15 protein-coding genes are annotated in these 19,712 nt (G+C 37.2%); 1 reads left to right on the forward strand and 14 read right to left on the reverse strand.

Annotated elements, in window-relative coordinates:
- Nucleotides 1-25: 25 nt before the first annotated feature.
- The 14 genes from E2636_RS14695 to E2636_RS14760 all read right to left on the reverse strand — a co-directional run bounded on the left by E2636_RS14695 (nucleotide 26) and on the right by E2636_RS14760 (nucleotide 18,994).
- A complete protein-coding gene (locus E2636_RS14695; RefSeq protein ID WP_134210877.1) occupies nucleotides 26-1,291 on the reverse strand; it encodes a M48 family metallopeptidase in 1,266 nt (421 codons plus the stop codon).
- A 221-nt stretch (nucleotides 1,292-1,512) separates the two neighbouring features.
- Nucleotides 1,513-2,301 (reverse strand): alpha/beta fold hydrolase, encoded by a 789-nt coding sequence (locus E2636_RS14700; protein WP_134210878.1) that lies wholly within the window; start codon nucleotides 2,299-2,301, stop codon nucleotides 1,513-1,515.
- A 667-nt stretch (nucleotides 2,302-2,968) separates the two neighbouring features.
- Nucleotides 2,969-3,394 carry a hypothetical protein gene (locus tag E2636_RS14705; protein ID WP_017382021.1) on the reverse strand — a complete coding sequence of 142 codons (426 nt, stop codon included), beginning with the start codon at nucleotides 3,392-3,394 and terminating at the stop codon, nucleotides 2,969-2,971.
- 511 nt (nucleotides 3,395-3,905) lie between these two features.
- Entirely contained in the window at nucleotides 3,906-4,328 is a 423-nt protein-coding gene (locus E2636_RS14710; protein WP_134210879.1) for a protein-tyrosine phosphatase family protein, read from the reverse strand.
- A gap of 12 nt (nucleotides 4,329-4,340) precedes the next feature.
- Nucleotides 4,341-6,458 (reverse strand): type IA DNA topoisomerase, encoded by a 2,118-nt coding sequence (locus E2636_RS14715; protein WP_134210880.1) that lies wholly within the window; start codon nucleotides 6,456-6,458, stop codon nucleotides 4,341-4,343.
- A 1,435-nt stretch (nucleotides 6,459-7,893) separates the two neighbouring features.
- Complete coding sequence (gene mbcS, locus E2636_RS14720) at nucleotides 7,894-9,471, reverse strand: acyl-CoA synthetase MbcS (protein WP_134211819.1); 1,578 nt, start codon at nucleotides 9,469-9,471, stop codon at nucleotides 7,894-7,896.
- A gap of 32 nt (nucleotides 9,472-9,503) precedes the next feature.
- Complete coding sequence (locus E2636_RS14725; protein WP_243840662.1) at nucleotides 9,504-10,064, reverse strand: hypothetical protein; 561 nt, start codon at nucleotides 10,062-10,064, stop codon at nucleotides 9,504-9,506.
- 13 nt (nucleotides 10,065-10,077) lie between these two features.
- Entirely contained in the window at nucleotides 10,078-11,724 is a 1,647-nt protein-coding gene (locus tag E2636_RS14730) for a sodium:solute symporter family transporter (RefSeq protein WP_134210881.1), read from the reverse strand.
- Nucleotides 11,724-11,999 carry a hypothetical protein gene (locus E2636_RS14735; RefSeq protein WP_134210882.1) on the reverse strand — a complete coding sequence of 92 codons (276 nt, stop codon included), beginning with the start codon at nucleotides 11,997-11,999 and terminating at the stop codon, nucleotides 11,724-11,726. The genes E2636_RS14730 and E2636_RS14735 overlap by 1 nt, the downstream gene beginning before the upstream one ends.
- 991 nt (nucleotides 12,000-12,990) lie before the next feature.
- A complete protein-coding gene (locus E2636_RS14740; RefSeq protein ID WP_134210883.1) occupies nucleotides 12,991-14,178 on the reverse strand; it encodes an alanyl-tRNA editing protein in 1,188 nt (395 codons plus the stop codon).
- Nucleotides 14,179-14,329: 151 nt separating this feature from the next.
- Nucleotides 14,330-15,400: an FAD-dependent oxidoreductase gene (locus E2636_RS14745; protein ID WP_243840782.1), complete on the reverse strand. Its 1,071-nt coding sequence runs from the start codon at nucleotides 15,398-15,400 to the stop codon at nucleotides 14,330-14,332.
- Nucleotides 15,401-15,481: 81 nt separating this feature from the next.
- Nucleotides 15,482-16,537 carry a calcium/proton exchanger gene (gene cax / locus E2636_RS14750; RefSeq protein ID WP_134210885.1) on the reverse strand — a complete coding sequence of 352 codons (1,056 nt, stop codon included), beginning with the start codon at nucleotides 16,535-16,537 and terminating at the stop codon, nucleotides 15,482-15,484.
- 181 nt (nucleotides 16,538-16,718) lie between these two features.
- Entirely contained in the window at nucleotides 16,719-17,825 is a 1,107-nt protein-coding gene (locus E2636_RS14755; RefSeq protein WP_134210886.1) for an amidohydrolase, read from the reverse strand.
- Nucleotides 17,826-17,872: 47 nt separating this feature from the next.
- On the reverse strand, nucleotides 17,873-18,994 hold the full coding sequence (locus E2636_RS14760) for a mandelate racemase/muconate lactonizing enzyme family protein (RefSeq protein WP_134210887.1): 1,122 nt from the start codon (nucleotides 18,992-18,994) through the stop codon (nucleotides 17,873-17,875).
- Between the two features lie 365 nt (nucleotides 18,995-19,359).
- On the opposite strand from E2636_RS14760, the gene E2636_RS14765 reads away from it, so the two are divergent.
- On the forward strand, nucleotides 19,360-19,701 hold the full coding sequence (locus E2636_RS14765; protein ID WP_134210888.1) for a P-II family nitrogen regulator: 342 nt from the start codon (nucleotides 19,360-19,362) through the stop codon (nucleotides 19,699-19,701).
- Nucleotides 19,702-19,712: the final 11 nt, after the last annotated feature.

The following is a 19,712-nucleotide window of genomic DNA, read 5'->3' on the forward strand; positions in this document are numbered from 1 at the left end:
AAACGGCCTCTTTTTACTATACTTACTACTTGATTACTCTTAAAAAATCTTTTTCACTATTTACTTCAAGATAAGACAAGACTGATTCACCTGTTGAATCTTCAAGGGACGGATCTGCTCCAAACTCATAAAGTATAGATGCCAATTCATAGTTCCCATTATATACTGCATCCAAAAGGACATGTGAATAATCATCTTGTGCATTTGGATTTGCACCCGCTTCTAATAGTACTTCAGCAATTTTGTTATCCTCTGAAAATCCAGCATAGGCTAGAGCGGTATATCCCTCTGCATCTCTTTCTTCCAAATCTGCTCCCTCTTCAATCAAAGCATTCAATTCATCAATATCACCGTTGTAAGCAGCGGTCATAAGAGGAGTTTCTCCTTCTAATAGTTCCTCCGAAAAGGTTGCAGGAAGGAAGTTTGCATAGACTAGTCCCCCCGCCGTGAATAACAAGATGATGAGCATATAAATACCGAACATACTTCCAAATAATAAAGTAGCGCCAAGGGCTATTTTTCCATGATTCGGCATGTATGAAGGTGTGCCTTCAACACCCATAAAACGACCCACCGCTTGAATTCGTTTCGGTAAACGAGGATGACTCGATAATACTTCGCTTAACCAAACAGCAACATTTGACTCACTCTTGATTTGCTCTAAATATGCTTGTTCATTTACCTCAAGATATAAATCTTTGCCCGCTCCTAAGATCGTTAATGCCCGCTTTGCCGCAACTCCATTTTGAGTATAGTTAGTAGCTTCTCGGTCACACGTGTATTCGCATGAACGACTATACGCTTGTGATAAAAAGGGAATAAATGTTGCCGGAACTAAGAGTATATTCTTCCACACATGGCGTCGTTTGATATGGGAAAGTTCATGAGCAATAATGAAATCTAGTTCAGCTTCTCCCCCCTGTCTAGCAAGTTCAAATACTCCCGAATAAATAACAACCATATCACGTCCGAAAAACCGCGTTGCAAATGCGTTTAGTGCACCTTCAGACTGTACAATAAATACTTCTGGTACTCGTTTTAAACCCATTGCATTAGATAATGCAACTACACGCTCATATACATCTGGAAATTGACTTTGATGAATACGAATACCATTGCCCCGAATTGATCCAAGCATGATTAGATTTACATATAGCATGACAGCTAGAATTCCAAGAGCAATAGCAATTCCAATAATAGAAACAGCCGCAAAAATGTAAATCACAATACTAAAAACTAGACTCAACACAAAATATATCGTTTCTCTCTCTGATGTAACATTTGTTTTCACTCTTGATTTCCCCTTTTGTATTAAATTTACATATATTAATATAATTTAAGCTACAGAGAATTTATTGTCAATTCATTTTTTTGAAAAATTATATTTTATATGAATGATCCATTTATTTTCTAATTTACAATTCAGTAAACATGAAAAAAAGCAAAGCTTTGTCTGTCACTTTGCTTTTTGGTACATATATTATTTCCACTAGTCTTTACATAGTTCGAAAGTTATTTTCTTAAAAACGCTTGAATTTCCGATATGAGTAATTCCGGCTTCTCCATCATGCTCATATGACCAGCACCTTTTATTAATGCTTGTGAAATAGTTTCTTTTTGAACTGAAAATGTTTTTTCTGGTGGAATAACTCGATCTTTTTCTCCAGCAATTAGTAAAGACGGTAGCATGCTATTTTTTAATACGTGATTTCGGTCTGGCCGATTTTTCATAGCCTTTAACATACCGATTGTCCCTTCTTCACTTGTTTCATAGCCAATTTCTTTAGTTTTTTCAATGTCTTTTGCATGCGTTTCCAAGTTTTCAGAAGCAAATAATTTTGGGACTAAACCATCGATCAGAGAAGAAACTCCTTCAGATATCACTTTTTCAATTGATGCATCTCGACCTTCTTTCGCTTCCTTTGAGTCCGGAAATGCGGTCGAATGAATAATTGAAAAACCATTTAGTTGATCTTCATATTTTTCTGCAAATGCTAATGTTATGTATCCGCCCAAAGAATGTCCAAATAACGTTATTTTCCCAAACATTAATATGTCCATTAACTCTTTCAACGTATCCGCCATATACTCTATTTCATAATTCCCTTTTGGAAAAGTTGAATCTCCATGACCGGGTAAATCTAATACAATTACTCTATTCTCTTTAGACAAAGTCGGAATTACTTTATCCCAGTAAGCATGACTCCCACAAAAGCCATGTAGTAATACGATTACTTCTCCTTCTCCACAATCTTGATATGCTAGTGTAAGGTTAGATAATTGAATTTGTTGCTGACCCATCATAACATCTCCTATTTTTAATGTTTTGTAATACACATACCCCCATATCAAGTGATGTAATCTTAAATTTGATTTTTTCTGAATAATTAGTTAAACTTCACATACCATAACAGTATAATTACCTTGGAATTATTTCAAGAAAAATTGGGCAAAGTACGCTTGATTTCTGTTACAACGCACTTTCATGTTTCGAAGCTAGCGGCAGCGATGCAGAAGGCGGACGCTTTTCCCGCTGGAAAGATATTGGACGAATGACAGTTCGTCCAATATCTTTCCAACGAGTAACCGCAGGAGCACATGCTTTCTCGCCGCCTTTCACTACAACACCTGGTTAAAAATCAACAGTGATCTTGTAAAATGAAAGTACTTACACCCATATTTGGAGGACGATTTTTTATGTGCAATCCAAAAATTACTAAACATAAATAGATCACTGAACAAAATTCACTTTCACTGAGACGAAAATTTAGTTTTAAAAAAATGAAATCACGTCTTCACATTTATCTAATTAACAAGAGTCACATCAAAGAGATTCCGTTTTAGCATGTTAGACTCCATATACTAAAAACACCATAACATTGAGTTCTTGGCATCAAATTTATATACTTTCTTCTGTTTCAAAAAAAAAAAAAGCATACGTATAGTGCATACGCATGCTTTCGTTTATTTATTGAAAAAACTTAATTAATTGGTTGCTTGAAGGTTCTTGTAGTGGAAACGTTTCTTCACTGTCAGTCTGACACACTACGTGTAACGTAGGAGTTTCCTTAACAATAAATTTCCAATGTGAGGTTTTTGAAGTACTAGTTGCTTTAAGCTCTTCACGCATCATTTTCTTTCTGAAATTTGCAAGCTTAGCAATTAAGAAGCGTTCTTTGTAGCGAATAAGTAAATATCCATTATGAGCAATTCGGTTATATTTATTTAAACTAACTTCTCTTAAATCAAATCCATTAGACTTGTTTTGAACAGACGGTGATAATACAAAAAAATCACGTTTTTTGAATATTGTTGTATTTAAATGTTGAATTAGCCCTAATTCATTTGTCAAAAAGTCCTTGTTAACGGCACTTGGAATTTGATTACTTTCCATTACTCCACCTCTTCTAAAAGTTCTCTTACTGTAAGTATACACCCTTTTGAATGGAATTTCACTTATTAAATAAATGGAAAACTCACTACTGATAGAATCACAAATCTTGTCGGACCATAAAATCGTTGCTGTTCAAGGGATTGTAGTTGTTCTTCAAATTTGATAATATATTTTAAACCATAGGCTTTTGGCTTTAAATCAACAACATCCCGCCAATAACCACTCAAATAGGAGTCCTTATCCTTTACATGGAGTGTTGAAAAATCGAGTTAAACAGCATACTAAAATTCATGGATTTCCACAAATATTATTGATTACATTATTACCAAATAGCTCATTTTGATGATCATTATCTTTTGGAAGTTGAACTAGCTTGTTCTATAGTATGGAGGGTATCTTTTAGTCAAAATTAACTTCTTCATAACAACTGAGAAAAATCAACATTTACAGGCTCAATTCAAAAAATAAGCAACCTTCACAATCAAAAGGCTACTTACTTATACTATGCTATTTATCCCTTATATATTCGTTTTAGAGCTTCTTTTAATTGTGGTTTCACATTAACTTCAGGACGAATCATTTTCACTTTTTCTTCAGCTTCATCAATTGTATTCGCTAAACGAAGTTCTAATAGTGTAGCTACCGCCATTGTTCCTGTGCGACCACGTCCTGTATTACAATGGAAGAAAATTTTCTTACCATCTTGATAATCTTGAACGATTTGTTTTACACCTGTGCGAATGGATTCATCCTGAAATTCCCCATCGTCTACAATCGGTTGATGTTTACTTATTTCGCTAGAGGATTCTGCAACTTCCGCTCGTAAATCGTATACTACATCAATTTTTTCTTCAGAAATAGCGCTCTGTACATCGGCTACTCCCCCAATAAATATGCGATCATCAATTAATGCTTGATAATTTTTTACATTCATATTAATTTCCTCCTAAATAAAATTGAATTTGAGTTGACCATTGGTAAACATGAGTTTTGCATTAAAACTCTTCCCTGTTTTTGAAACAAAGCCGTTTAAAACTTCAGTTTCCCCTTTTGTACATAAATCTTCAACATGTATGACAGTTAATTGTTTCTTTAGTAAAATTGCAGGAAACGTTTGCTTGCAGCCTTCTTTATAAGCAGAACAACCATAGAAATTCTTTCTTGAAATAATCGTTCCTTTTTGACAAGTGGGACAAGTCGCCACTTCAACTCCACTTAAATCTATTTCAGTCGACATTTCAAACATCTTATCATGAAGTTGAGATGGCACTTCTTTGATTAGGTGATTCAAAAATTTTGCAATGCTCCCTAAAAATAACTCTGAAGATCCTGTACCAGTCCCTATTTTCTTCAAATATGCTTCCCATTTAGCTGTCATCGCTGGACTAGCAAGTAAATTCCCCTCAATCGCTTGGCAAAGTACGTTTCCTTTTTCAGTGATTGAAACGACGTTTTTCTTCACTTCAATATAACCATGACGTTTAATCGTTTCAATAATTCCGCTCCGTGTTGCTTCAGTTCCAAGACCTTCAACTTCTTTTAGAATTTCATTTTCCACTGCGTCCTCTACAAACTTCCCACATGTTTTCATCATGGCGATGAGTTGTCCTTCTGTGTATGGTTTTGGTGGATTGGTCTGGCCTTCCTTTATTACCACTTTACCTTTGACTTGTTCATGCAGTGAAAGCTTCGGTAAGTTTGGTTCTTTTGATGCTTTAGAATCTGTGTCATTTGAAAATAACACTTTCCACCCTTTATCAATTTCCACTTTGCCAGTTGACAAAAATGCAAGCCCATTGACATCTGTTGTAACAGATGTTTCTTGATACAAATAATTCGAGTGGAACATAGCAAGGGTTGTACGTAAAACTTCTTCATACAAATTCCGTTCTTCATTAGATAAGCGTGCTAATACCGCGACGGTCGGAATTTTTTTCGTCGGGATGATGGCGTAGTGTTCCTGCACTTTTGAACTGTCTACATAACGTTTACTTGGTGTTCTTGAAGCAACATTAAAAGGTTGATTAATTAATTTTTGATACGCTTCAACTTGGTTTTCAAGATATGTAAACTCATTCGGCGTAATGAATTGAGTATCTGTTCTTGGATACGTGACTAGTTTCTTTTCATATAAAGTCTGCATGGTTTTCAGTACATTAGCTGGACTATATTTCCATTTACGGTTCGCAGTTGCTTGGATGGTGGATAACGCGTGCAACTTTGGAGGGAGTGTCTTTTTATCTTCTGTTTTTAAACGGCTAACTGTTCCAGGAATTTTTCCATCTATTTGATGTTTTCTCAAAAGTTCTTGTGCTTCTTCATGAACTTTCATCTTGCCTTTTACTTTGCCTTTATATGAACCTTGTTCAGCTTTGAACGTTCCTTCTAATTCAAAAAATGGCTCCGGAACAAAGCGCTCAATTTCTAGCGAGCGTTGGTAAATCAAATAAACGGTTGGCGATTGAACGCGTCCGATAGAAAACACTTCTCGAATCCCCTTTTTTTGAATGAGTAGTGTATACAGCCTTGAGCCATTCATTCCAACAAGCCAATCACTCATTTGACGCGCTTTTGCCTCTTCATACATCAACAAATCTTTCTTATTATCATGTAACTGAAGAAAGCCTTTGCGCACTTCATCGACTTCAAGTGAATTAATCCATAGTCGTTTGATTGTTTTATTTTGTGCACGTGTGTGATCAAAAATACTATAGAAAATATTAGAACCTTCTCTATCTACGTCACATGCATTTATAACCGTATCAGTTTCATAGATTAGTTTTTTAATAACACCAAACTGCTTCGCCTTTCCCTTTGCAATTTGAAATTGAAATTCCTCAGGTAAAATTGGCAATGTTTGAAGTGACCATTTCGCCCACTTTGGGTTGTGTGACTTTGGGTCACGCAGCTCAACTAAATGACCGATTCCCCAGGTAATATAGGCCCCTTGAGGAAATATGTCACATGGTTGTACATCAAAAAAACCTTCATTCTTTTTTACCTTGAAAGCATCCGCATATGCTTTCGCCTGACTTGGCTTTTCTGCAATTATCACCGGTTTCACCAAAGCCCCGCCTTTCTTCATTCCAATCTGTACTAAAAAGTATATCACCTGACGAACACATACTCTACATTTCATCAAAGCTTAACCTGTGGATAGGAGCTTCAATTTGCACTCTCTTTCACGATTTTCCGGGTTGAATTTTATGTACTTACCTGAAAATTGTATATCATATGACACACTACGCTGTTCTTTTGAAGTGTACACTGCGTTATTGCATTGTGCTGATGGTTTTATTCCTATTCATATTAATTTAATCCCGTTCGCGAGGTGTTTATTCCTTTTCGCGGTCGCTTTATTCCCTTTCAAACCCGTTTATTCCTGTTCACTTGTGTTTATTCCCATTCGCCCAACTTTTTCCACAAATACCCCGAAGCACGCAGTGTGTAGGGGGCTAATTGGTTTGGTTTCCGCTACGCTGCTGTTTTTGAAGCACACACTGCGTTATGGCATGGTGCTGATGGTTTTATTCCTGTTCATATTAATTTAATCCCGTTCACAAGGTGTTTATTCCTGTTCGCGGTCGCTTTATTCCCGTTCAAACCCGTTTTTTCCTGTTCAACTTGTGTTTATTCCCATTCACCCAATTTTCTCCACAAAAATACCCCGAAGCACGTAGTGTGTAGGGGGGCTAATTGGTTTGGTTTCCGCTACGCTGCTGTTTTTGAAGCACACACTGCGTTATGGCATTGTGCTGATGGTTTTATTCCTGTTCATATTAATTTAATCCCGTTCACAAGGTGTTTATTCCTGTTCGCGGTCGCTTTATTCCCGTTCAAACCCGTTTTTTCCTGTTCAACTTGTGTTTATTCCCATTCACCCAATTTTCTCCACAAAAATACCCCGAAGCACGTAGTGTGTAGGGGGCTAATTGGTTTGGTTTCCGCTACGCTGCTGTTTTTGAAGCACACACTGCGTTATGGCATTGTGCTGATGGTTTTATTCCTGTTCATATTAATTTAATCCCGTTCACAAGGTGTTTATTCCTGTTCGCGGTCGCTTTATTCCCGTTCAAACCCGTTTTTTCCTGTTCAACTTGTGTTTATTCCCATTCACCCAATTTTCTCCACAAAAATACCCCGAAGCACGTAGTGTGTAGGGGGCTAATTGGTTTGGTTTCCGCTGCGCTGCTGTTATAAAGTACAAACTGCGTTATGGCATGGTGCTGATGGTTTTATTCCCGTTCATATTGATTTAATCCCGTTCGCGAGGTATTTATTCCTGTATGCGATCGTTTTATTCCCCTTCAAACCCGTTTATTCCTGTTCAACTTGTGTTTATTCCCATTCGCCCAATTACTTCCATTAAAATACTCATTCCAAAGTAGTTTGCCTACTTATCTGATTACACAAAAAAGTGCCAGGCACCTCCCGTTTCGCTGGACGTTTTTTGTCCCACTCAACGTATTGATGCCTGGCATTTTCGTGATATTCTTTAATTAAGAATTTAATTTACGTAGATCGATTCGACGTGTTTTACCAGAAGTTGTTTTTGGTAATTCGTCAATAAATTCAATGATACGTGGATATTTATAAGGTGCTGTTATTTCTTTTGTATGATTTTGAAGTTCTTTAATCAATGCTGCTTTATCAGTTACTGCTCCAGGGTCACGCAATACGACATATGCTTTAACTACGCTTCCACGAATTTCGTCAGGAGCTGCTACAACTGCACATTCTTGAACTGCAGCATGCTTCATTAACGCATCTTCAACTTCAAATGGTCCAATCGTATACCCGGAGCTAATGATAATATCATCACTGCGGCCCTCAAACCAGAAGTATCCATCCTCATCACGAGATGCTTGATCGCCTGTTAAATACCATTCACCCCTAAATGATGCTTTTGTACGCTCAGGATCTAAGTAATATTCTTTAAATAAAGCTGGGCAACTTTTGTGAACAGCAATGTCTCCTACTTCTCCTACTTCAGTTGGTTCACCATCTTCGTTAATAATATCTACTGGATTTCCTGGAGTTGGAAGGCCCATCGAACCAGGTTTCACTTCCATATCTTGCAATGTACCAACAAGCAATGTGTTTTCTGTTTGTCCATAGCCATCACGTACATTTAGCTGAAATGCTCCTTGGAAAGCTTCGATTACTTGTCGATTCAGAGGTTCACCAGCTGAAACAGCACTGCGTAATTCTGGTAATTGATAGTCATTTAATGCTTCTACTTTTGCCATAATACGGTATTCTGTTGGCGTACAACATAGCACATTTACTTTTTCATTTCCAAGAATTTCTAAATATTTAATCGGATCAAACGAACCGTTATAAACTAGAGCCGTTGCACCTAGTGTGATAGTGGATAAAAAAGGACTCCAAATCCACTTTTGCCAACCCGGAGCCGCTGTAGCCCAAACCGTGTCGCCTTTTTCAACCCCTAGCCATTTTTTAGCTGCCGTTTGAACATGCGCATATCCCCAACCGTGAGTATGAACCGCGCCTTTTGGATTGCCAGTTGTACCTGAAGTATAAGAAAGGAATGCCATATCTTCACGGTGTGTAGGGACTCCTTCAAAATTCACACTTTCTCGTGAAGCCAATTCTTCAAATGACTGCCAGCCTTCTTCTTGACCGCCAACAATCAATTTGTTTACTAAAGCATCTGTCTCTTCATCGATTAAATTCGTTTCAGCTGTCGTTTTATAATGAGCAACAATTCCTTTTGCTCCCGAATGATGCATGCGATAAAGTAAATCTTTTTTTCGCAACATTTCTGAACAAGGAATTGCAACAATTCCTGCTTTTAAACAAGCTAAATAAGTAAAATAGGCTTCCGGGATACGTGGAAGAATAATTAATAGTCGATCACCTTTTTGAATACCTAAATTCAACAATGTTTGTGAGAATTGATTTGACTTTTCAATCAGTTCTTTATATGAAATATCACGACGATTACCTGCGTCATCAAACCATCGTATCGCAAGAGTTTCCGTATCGTTCTTATATTGGTCTAGTTCTGAGGCAATGTTATATTGTTCCGGTGCTACTAATTGCTGTACATTCATCTTGTTCATCTTTTCATCTCCTCATTAAGTTATTAACTAAGTGAACCAGTTGGGACTACTAAATAATAAATACTTGCTAAAAATATAAATGAAATTAACACCGATAAATACGACTTAACTCCATTTAAATTCTGAGTTGTTTGAATAATTCTAACACTTATGAAGTACATCCATAGCACACTAATGATTAATAATAGAAATATTCCAATATGACCATTTCCAATACCGACTAAAAATGGAACACCAAGCAATCCAGGAAGTAGGGCTACTGGCGTCGCACGATTTAATTCTTTTAATATACCAGGACCCCCAAAACCTCGAGCCCCAGCCCACAATAAGAAAGTTAATCCGAGTTTTGTTATGAACACCATTATAATTCCAAATCCTAGGAAAATAGCCGGTACGAAGAAATTCTTTAATACATCCGATTCAAAACTACTAATATAGGAAATGTTTGAAACGATAGACAGTACACCATAGCCAATCCCAATAAGAAGTAGTAAAAGACGACTCATTAGTAGTATCTTCGGGGTATTTAAAAATGCACGAAAAGTTGGTTTATCTAAGATCATCATTTTTCCGACCATTTTCATCACTCCTTCATCCTTACATATTCCAAGGCATTAATGCCCAAACAATTATACCCAAACAAACTACTACAGTAACAGCTGCGCCAAGCGTACTGTTATAACGATAAGTTTGAATGTCTTTCCAACCATGAATACGTTCAATTAATTTAATGTCCTCTTCCTTAGTCAGTTTACCTGCTAGAGAAGGCATACGATTTGTAATATATGATACTACGATTAGAAGAATAAAACTTACAGGCACTGCTAACATTCCGCCTGATAATCCCATACCATCAGTCACCGCATGTCCTGTTACAACGATACTCGGGAAAACGAATGGAGATACAATGATATATAATGCTCCTCCTACAACTGAAGAGACGATTGCTCCATATTTATTCGCTTCTTTCCACCATACTCCTACAATTATTAGAGGTGCATTCGTTACTCCAGCTAAACCAAACGCCCACAAAATACTAACTACTAGGAAAGCTGGTGGTTCAATAGCAAGAATGATACTAATAATTCCTCCAATAAAGATTGAAATATAACCAATTTTCAAGCTCGCTTTTTGAGATATATTCGGTTTTAATGTTGCCACTATATCTTGTGATAATAAAGCACCAACAGCTAGTAAGTTACCACCTAATGTTGATAAGCCTGCAGAAATCGCACCTGCAATTACGAGTGCTGTTACCCACTCTGGATTGTAAACTAAGTTTAGAATAATCGTCAGCTTATCTGCATCTGCAGGAGAAATTTCCAATCCTTGAGTAGATGTTGCAAATACGCCAACAAACCCCATTGCATAAGTTGCAGAGAATACTAATCCTAAAATAAATGCAAAGTATACCATTGCCGATCGAGCACTTTTCAAACTAGATGCTGTATATATACGCATCGCTAAATGAGGTAATCCTAATGAACCGATAGTAAGTGCTAGAAGTGAGAAATACCATTTTGGTCCAAATTGATAATCAAAGAAAGTAGGTAAAGCTTCTAACATTGCCGGCACCATGTCTGCGTAAAGTAATGGTGGGAAATACCAACCAGTACCTCCAACAGCCTTCATGATTGCCCCTAAAGGAACGATGAACATTAATGCCATAATGACCATTTGAATCGCTGCATTGTTTGTTGCACCTGCCATACCACCAACCGTAATATATCCTACGATTATAAGTCCACCAACAATTAGTCCTGTTAAGTAAGGGATTCCGAAAAGTGTTTCAAATGTAATGGCAATCCCAATCATTTGACCAAGTGCATACATAATAGAAACAAGAACCATAAATAGTGCCGCAATTATGGAAGCTTTTACGCCATATCGTTCACGAACAAAGTGCGTCGGTGAGAAAGCACCCATGCGACGAAGACTTGTTCCATAAATAATGGTAATAAGCGGAATTGCTAAAATTAATTGGATCCATAAAAGGATAAAAGGTACTTGAAGTTTTAATATTAAAGCTGTAATTCCTAAGAATGTTGCCAGACTCATATAAGTGGAAGCCATAGCTAAACCATTTACTACCGGCCCAACATTCCCATCACCTACATATAACTGTTTTGCTGAGGTGCTCTTTCGATTCGATATATATCCAACTATATAAAACATAATAAAAGTTGCTAATACTACGCCTAAACCTAAAATAGGATTAGATAACTGCCAGTTTTCTCCCTCCATTACGCCACACGTCCTTTCTCTTTTTCAGTTCGTGCCAACGACATATTTTCATTTTCAATATCTTCATCAATCTGGTTTCCAATTTTCCCAGCAATCAACGTTAAGATAAACACACCAAACCATCCCATTAAAATCGGCACTATATATTTAACTGGAAATCCAAATAACATGGCATCTGTCGGGAATAACACAAAAAAGAATCCAGCATTTCCCATAAGAATAAAAGCAGAAGCCATGATAATAGTAAAACGAACCTCTTTTTTATAAGCTTTCATAAAATAATTCTCCCCATATAATAAATTTTTTTATACCCTTAGTTAACCGACTGAGCACTCGTTCAGTTTCAACTTAAATATTTCCCTTTCTCTCTACTAATTGTTAGAAGTAATATATTGATTGTAAGCGTTTCCCCAATAAACAGTCAATGCAATAATTCAAATTTTAAGAAAATTAATACTTTATACTAAAAAAATTTTAATTTATTAGCTTACTATTTAGAACGTAAAAAGATAAAAAGCTCTTTATAACAGTCTTTATAGTGATTTTTATCACTACTCATTAAATGTTTTTTATTGAAATCCCGATTTTTTATTTGTATGAATATTCAACATGGAAGTATTTTAAACATAATTATTAACAAATCATTCTTGTACCTATCTTTAATTTATATCGTATAAAACCTTATTACATTACATAAAATTCCATACACATCATAATTTGATGGACGTTATTTGTCCCTATATACACGCTTGACCCTATTACTTTAGTATATAAATATACAAATATAAGTATAAAACGCCACTCGATCTCGTCTCCCTTTAAAATGAGTTTCTGAAGAAGATGTACTTTGTGACAGCATCTCCGTCAACCTGGACACAAATTTTTCCAACTAACCAATTGATCGCCTGAATCCAGTTTTAAAAATTAGCCATTTCCTCTTAGTTCCTGAAAAAGTAACGCTATTTTCTTTGGTAACCTGTTTTCTATGTAGTAAATAAGTAAGTATCTATTTTCTAATCAATCAAAAAGTTGTAATCTTGCGACGTGACGGAAAAAGAGAAGAACGAGGTGACTTTTATCACCTCGTTCTTCTCCTCTCCCATTCTCTATGTTATGAGTTCCAAAGGCTCCACCGGAACCCTAGTCGATACTCTAAATTGATCGCTTCCCTCTTCTCAAACGACCCGAAAACCTTAGTAGAGCAGAATAGTATAAAAGTTGATTCTTTCTTGTGTTTCGAGAAAAGTTTGCAAAGGTCCTTCTAACTTAAAATAAATGAATTTCCTCTAATAGTTGTTGGCCAGTTAGATCAGTCGTACCGCCACCTTGCGCAAAGGATACAGAACCGCCACCTTTTCCGTTGATAAGTGGCAGTATTTGAACAATTAGTTGTTTCATATTAGTTTGATTTTCGGTTCCTCGTGCTAATACAAGTTGTAGTAAGCCATCATTTTCAGCAATGAAAATCACCCGACAGTTTGTTGCTTGTGCCACAGTTAAACGTGCGATTTTCTGCAATTCTTGAATTGGTCGTTGGCGAAAAACACGTTCAATGGACATGCATTCTTGTTGTATTTCTCCAAGTAGTTCCTTTACTTCATAGTTCATTAATTGTTCATGTGTCTCTTCCAACGTTTTCTCTAGTTTTTTACTATTATCCAACATCACTTTCACTGCAAGTGCTAGTCCTTCTTCTGGTGCGCTTAATAAATGAGTCACTTCTTGCAACGTCTTTTGTTTGCGATGAAGTTGCTGTAAGACCCTACCTCCACAGAGAAAATGAACGCGTATCTTCCCTTTTTGCATTTCTGTATCGAGAATTTTCAGCGCTGCTATTTGACCAGTTGAAGATGGATGTGTCCCTCCGCAGCCATTGTAATCAAATTCAGGAATGATGACTAAACGAATATCTTCTTCAACTGCTACTTGTTTTCGAATGGGATAATCTTTCAGTTCATCTTTAGTTACCCACTTTGTTGCAATCGGGCGGTTTTCTAAAATAAGTTGATTTGCCCGTTTTTCTACTTCTACTAACTGTTCAGTAGTTATGTCTTTTATATCCAAATCAATTGTGACTAGTTCTTTCCCCAAATGAAAACTCGTGGTCTGAATATCAAATAATTCAACAAATGATGCAGTCAATATATGTTGACCTGCATGTTGTTGCATGAAATCAAAGCGCCGAGTCCAGTCAATTTCAATATTTACAGCTTCCCCCACTTCAAGTAGTGGTTTTGCTAAATAATGTCGGATTTCACCTTCCACTTCCTCCACATCGGTTACTTGAACACTATTTATCATGCCATTATCATGAGGTTGTCCCCCACCTGTTGGATAAAAGAGAGTTTCTTCTAGAGTAACGTACCATCTTTCTGATTGGTCTTTAGCTAAACTTACAACTTTCGTGACACCACTTTGACGATAAGCATCTTCATAAAATAATTTCCGTTTCACTTCAACCGAACTCCTTTAAGTGCACAGTTTGAATTGTGCTTGTTTAATAAGTAAAAAAATAGGTATATACATAAGTACTTTACCATCATTTTAGGTAATACAAAAAAAGCTTTTAACTGAATATAGTCAAAAGCTTTTTTGTATCGGTAGTTCACTTGTGTTTTTCCATAAATTTCTTATCAATCCAATGTTTCAACAGCCATGCCCATTTTCCATAATAAGCGCTTTTCCCATATGTAAGAAGACCTTCTCGTTGACCAACTGACAAAATCGACACGAATTTTTTCTGGGGATCAAAGCTCGTTAATTGTCTTCCTTGTAAATAATGATTGATGTTTCCCCATAATATAGGCCCTTGTCTGACGGCATAAACGCCATTCTTAGGTAAGCTCAAATAGTCAGCTATAGTCACACAATCACCCGCTCCAAACAACCAAGGAAAATCAGTAACTTGTAACGTTTTTCCTACTAGTAAAAATCCTTTAGTATCAAGCGGTAGCGATGAATCTACAAATAAACTGCTTGGTTTGGGTCCTGTTAGAGGAAGTAGGTGTGAACAGGCAATATGCTCCCCATTCTTCGTCACTAATCCTTGGGTTGATACTTCGACTATTTCATCATTCTCAAAAACACGAATCCCTTTTTGTTTAACGATCTTCAAAATTTTTGTTTCTGCTTTATTACTGACTGACGACAGTATAGACGAAGAGCTAATGATTGTAACATTATCCTTATACCCATTTTTGCACCGCCAGGCTTGAACAGATAACGCCATCTCTACTCCTGCCGCTCCTCCACCAACAATAACAGGAAATGATGTTTCACGAAATTCACTGATTTCATTGGGAAAAATGAAATTAGGTTTTATTTTAATTTGCTTAACAGAGCCATCTAAATTTTCAATACTTGACCCTATATCAAATGACACCACGTTAAAGTCATACACATTACCAGAAACACCAATCAATTTCCGGTTAGCTGCATCTACTTTAATTATTGTATCTTCCACAAATGTCACACCGGCTTGTTCACATATCTTTTGTAAATTTATTCGAATATCTGATTTCGAATAAAAGCCTTCCGTATAACCTGAAAACATTCCAGAATAATATTGGTATTGCGAAGCTGAAATGAGTGTTACTTGATATTCGACTGCCTTCGTTCGGATCTCACGTAATATGCCTAGATGCGCATGCCCTCCACCTATTAATAATAAATCCACCAACTCATCACCTCCTTACTTCACAAAATAGACTCTTAACCCAGACTCTTTCTTGTTTTCATCACTAGTTAATCCAACTCGTTAAAGTAAATAAAAACCGATGCCCATAATCAGGTAAGCTGCGAGTAATGTGAGTCCTTCAAACCAGTTAGATTCACCGTCACTTGATACACTGATGGTTAAAAGAACAGCTGTGGCCATCGCGACGAGTTCTGGAACGGTAAATACAAGCGGCATTGCTGTTGGCATAAATAGAGAAATAATGACTAACAAAGGGGCCACAAACATGGCAATTTGCAATGTTGAACCAATAGCAATTTCAACTGCTACATCCATTTTATTTTTCATCGCCATTAAAATAGCTGATGAATGTTCAGCTGCATTTCCAACAATTGCTACAATGATGACACCAATAAATAATTCAGACCATCCAAATTGTTCCCCTACCGCTTCAAAAGTATGGACCAGACTTTCAGATACATAAGCTACCGCTAAAGTGGCCAACACTAGAATGGTTAAAGCTTTTTTCTTTGACCACTCAGGCTCTTCGTGCTCCGTTACGGAACCTTCTTCGCTATGAGCATAGACACCTCGGTGTGTGACTAATTTTAAAAATAAACCCGCTAAGTATAATACAATCATAATGACTGAAATCCCAACACTCAATTGCAATGTTTTCGTTTCGTTCATGGACATTGAAAATATTTCTGGAATGACAAATGCCACGATAACTGCAAAAACAAGTAGTCCAGAATTATGCCGTGCATCATGAATACTAAATTTTTGTCGTTTAAATTTAAGTCCACCTAGGAAAAAGGAAAGGCCTCCGACTAACAATAAATTCCCCAATACTGACCCTGTAAGTGAAGCCAACACTACACCAATTAATCCGGCTTTTAACGCAAAAATCGAAATAATCAATTCAACTGCGTTTCCAAATGTGGCATTTAGTAAACCGCCAATTCGAGGCCCACTAACTATTGCAATACTCTCCGTTGCCCTTCCCATAAAACTTGAAATAGCAATTACTGTTACCGAACAAATAATAAACATTGAAATACTGGACCAATGTAGCAGCGAACCTGCCACAGTTAATGGTACACCTAACATCACTAAAGATGTAAATATCCGATTCATACGTTCACGCTCCAATTATTGAAATAGAATTGAATAATATTCCTTATCCATACCCAATTAAATGAAACTTTTACACTTAAATAAAAACTGATTATTAAATATAGAAAAATGCCAAGTAGACAGTAAAATTAACCCATCTACCTGGCTTTTAAAAAACACATACCAAGATTACCAAAAATATTTATTTTGCTTGTAATAAAGTTACTGCAAGAACACGAGCACCTATTCCCAGTGCATCCCTCTCAAACGTCATTTTCGGATGATGCAGCCCAGGCGTCATGTTTGCTCCAACACCAATCATGGTAGCTTTTATCGAAGGATTCTTTATTGTGTAAAAATGAAAGTCATCACTTCCCGAAGTGATAACGGCTGGTGCCACAAACTCCTCACCCACTACTTTGCGTATCGCTGCATCTGCAAACGCCACTGCTTCCTCCGACACTTCTGCCGCAGGCGTGTAATCATTCCATTTCCAGGTGATCTCTACACCATACATAGTCTTCAATTGCGCGAGACCTTCATTCACTTTATCTTGCAAGCGATTCAGTACCACATTAGACTGCGCACGTACATCAATTGCAAAGGTACCCTTTCCTGGAATGATATTAAGACTTTCACCGCCTGCATGCATGTTAGTCAGTTTTACAGAGTACGACTCAAAAGGCGATTCGTAGATTGACTTAATCATTTGATGGATAGCTACCAAGACATCGATTGAATTTTTCCCTTGATGAGGACGCGCCCCATGTGCATCAATACCTTCAATTAGACCTTCACAAAAAACACCAGCTCCATGATGGATGGCAGGTGAAACTTTCCCAAAAGGTAATTCTTCAACTGGACGTAGATGTACACCAAATAGGAAGGAGACATCATCCACAGCACCTCGTTCTATCATTGAAATCGAGCCGTTCCCTTTTTCCTCGGAAGGCTGGAAAATAAAACGAATACGTTTAGTTAAGGACTGATTTCGTAAGTAAAGCAATGCTCCAAGAACCATAGAGATATTGGCATCATGACCACATGAATGATTCGCTTTATAAACACCGTCAACTTCCTGCCACAGCGCATCGATATCCGCACGTACTGCAATAACTTCTAGACCACTTCCAATTTCCGCTACCAACCCCGTCAAATCATCGAACGTTTTATATGCCACGGCTAGTTCATCTAGAATACTGGCTATTTTGGCAGTTGTTTCAACTTCTTTCCCGCTTACCTCTGGATTTGCATGGAAATGGGAAAACCACTCTTGAATTTGTTGCTCCACTTGTTTATCTTCCCTCATAATAAGACCCCCTATCCCTACTTCAACGTTTAATTACCGTTTTCATGTTAATCCTCATCATTTATAGTTTCTGATTGGATGGTCAGCTTCGCAAGCTGGGCACGGTCAACATGAATCCCTAATCCTGGATTAGCCGATAAGTGGACGTAAGGAATTGCATATTTCAGATCTCCGATTTCTTCAGAAAATAATAGAGGACCCGTCAATTCTGTACTTTCAATATTTTTATGAGCATACGCGGTGTGATAGCCTGCTGCAGAAGCAACGGAAGATTCCACCATAGACCCAATTTGACACGTAATTCCAGCAGCTTCTGCTGTTTTCGCCAGATGAATGGCCGGATATATTCCTCCACATTTCATCAACTTGATATTAATGACATCGGCAGCTTCGAGACGAATGATTTCAAGTAAGTCTTCCATTGTTTGGATCGTCTCGTCCGCCATGATAGGTACTGATGTTTTCTGTCGAATAGAGGCAAGTCCACGAATGTCACCCATTTTTATTGGTTGCTCTACCCAAGATAAATTGAGGTCCTCCAATTGTTTAATGGCGGCAGTAGCTGTTCCTGTTGTTTTCCATCCTTGGTTTACATCAACGCGTATTTCCACGTCTGGACCGACTGCCTTCCTAACCGCTTGAATACGTTCCACATCAGTTTGTGGATGATTCAATCCTACTTTTAGTTTTAATGATTGATAGCCATCTACAAGTGCTTGCTTTGCTTTTTGTGCCATCTCAATTGGAGCCTCGATACTCAACACTTTAGGGTAGGTCAATTGTTCATGAGCTTTACCTCCAATAAGGTTGTAAACAGGCTGATTCGTAGCTTTCCCCATCAAGTCATAACAGGCAATATCAATGGCTGCTTTTGCTGCAGGGTTGCGTGAAATTGTCGAATTCATCACATCGTGAATGGATTCAATGTCAAATGGGCTCATTCCTATAATCTTTGGAATCAAAAGTCCCTTTAAAAGTTCATATGCAGAAAGGTAATATTCTCCAGTCACATGTTCATCCGGAACTGCCTCCCCATAGCCAATTAGACCAGTATCGGTCTCTAGCTCTAAAATGACAGAGTACATTTCCGGATAGGTCGCATACGAAATGATAAACGGGTTACGCAAAGGGAAACGGACTGCATACACCGTGGCTTTTGTAATTTTCATTTAATCTTCTCCTTTTTTATGTTTAATACAACAAGTCAATTTTATTGTTTAAATATTTGCCATCAAAATGTATTATACAATAATTTATTTACTACAAATACGTAGAATAGGATTTAGTCATTATTGCGCATTTTGCAAGATGAGTCTCGTTTTCCTTAATCCATCTATTGGGTGATGACTCCAACTTAGTTAATCCTGTTTCCAAAGGAAAATCCAATCACAATTTTAGTATTCTTCTCGTCTTCCTCCTGGTTATGTAAGATAATCTAACATCAAATTTTATATTTAGTTGATTTATTAGTTTATTTAGATTATTATGTTAGGAAACCTAACACAAGTTATCAGAAGCAGAGAGGAGAATGAAAATGAAAAAAATTGAAGCAATTATTCGACCAGAAGTTTTTCCAGATGTCCGAAGAGCTTTGGCACTTGAAGGAATTGACGGATTAAGTGTAATGGAAATTGCAGGTTGTGGTAGACAAGAGGGACGAACAGGCCTTTTTCGTGGAAATGCTTATGAAATGGAGTTCTCAGCTAAATTAAAATTAGAAATGGTGGTTGAAGATCATTTAGTTGAACCAATTATCGAAGCCATCTTAGAGTATGCAACTACTGGCGAAGTGGGAGATGGAAAAATTTTCATCCTTCCTGTAGATGAAGCAATTCGAATTCGAACAAAAGAACGTGGCGCAATCGCCGTATATTAAGGGGGCAGGAT

The organism is Paenisporosarcina antarctica, from assembly GCF_004367585.1.
Taxonomy (GTDB): Bacteria; Bacillota; Bacilli; order Bacillales_A; family Planococcaceae; genus Paenisporosarcina; species Paenisporosarcina antarctica.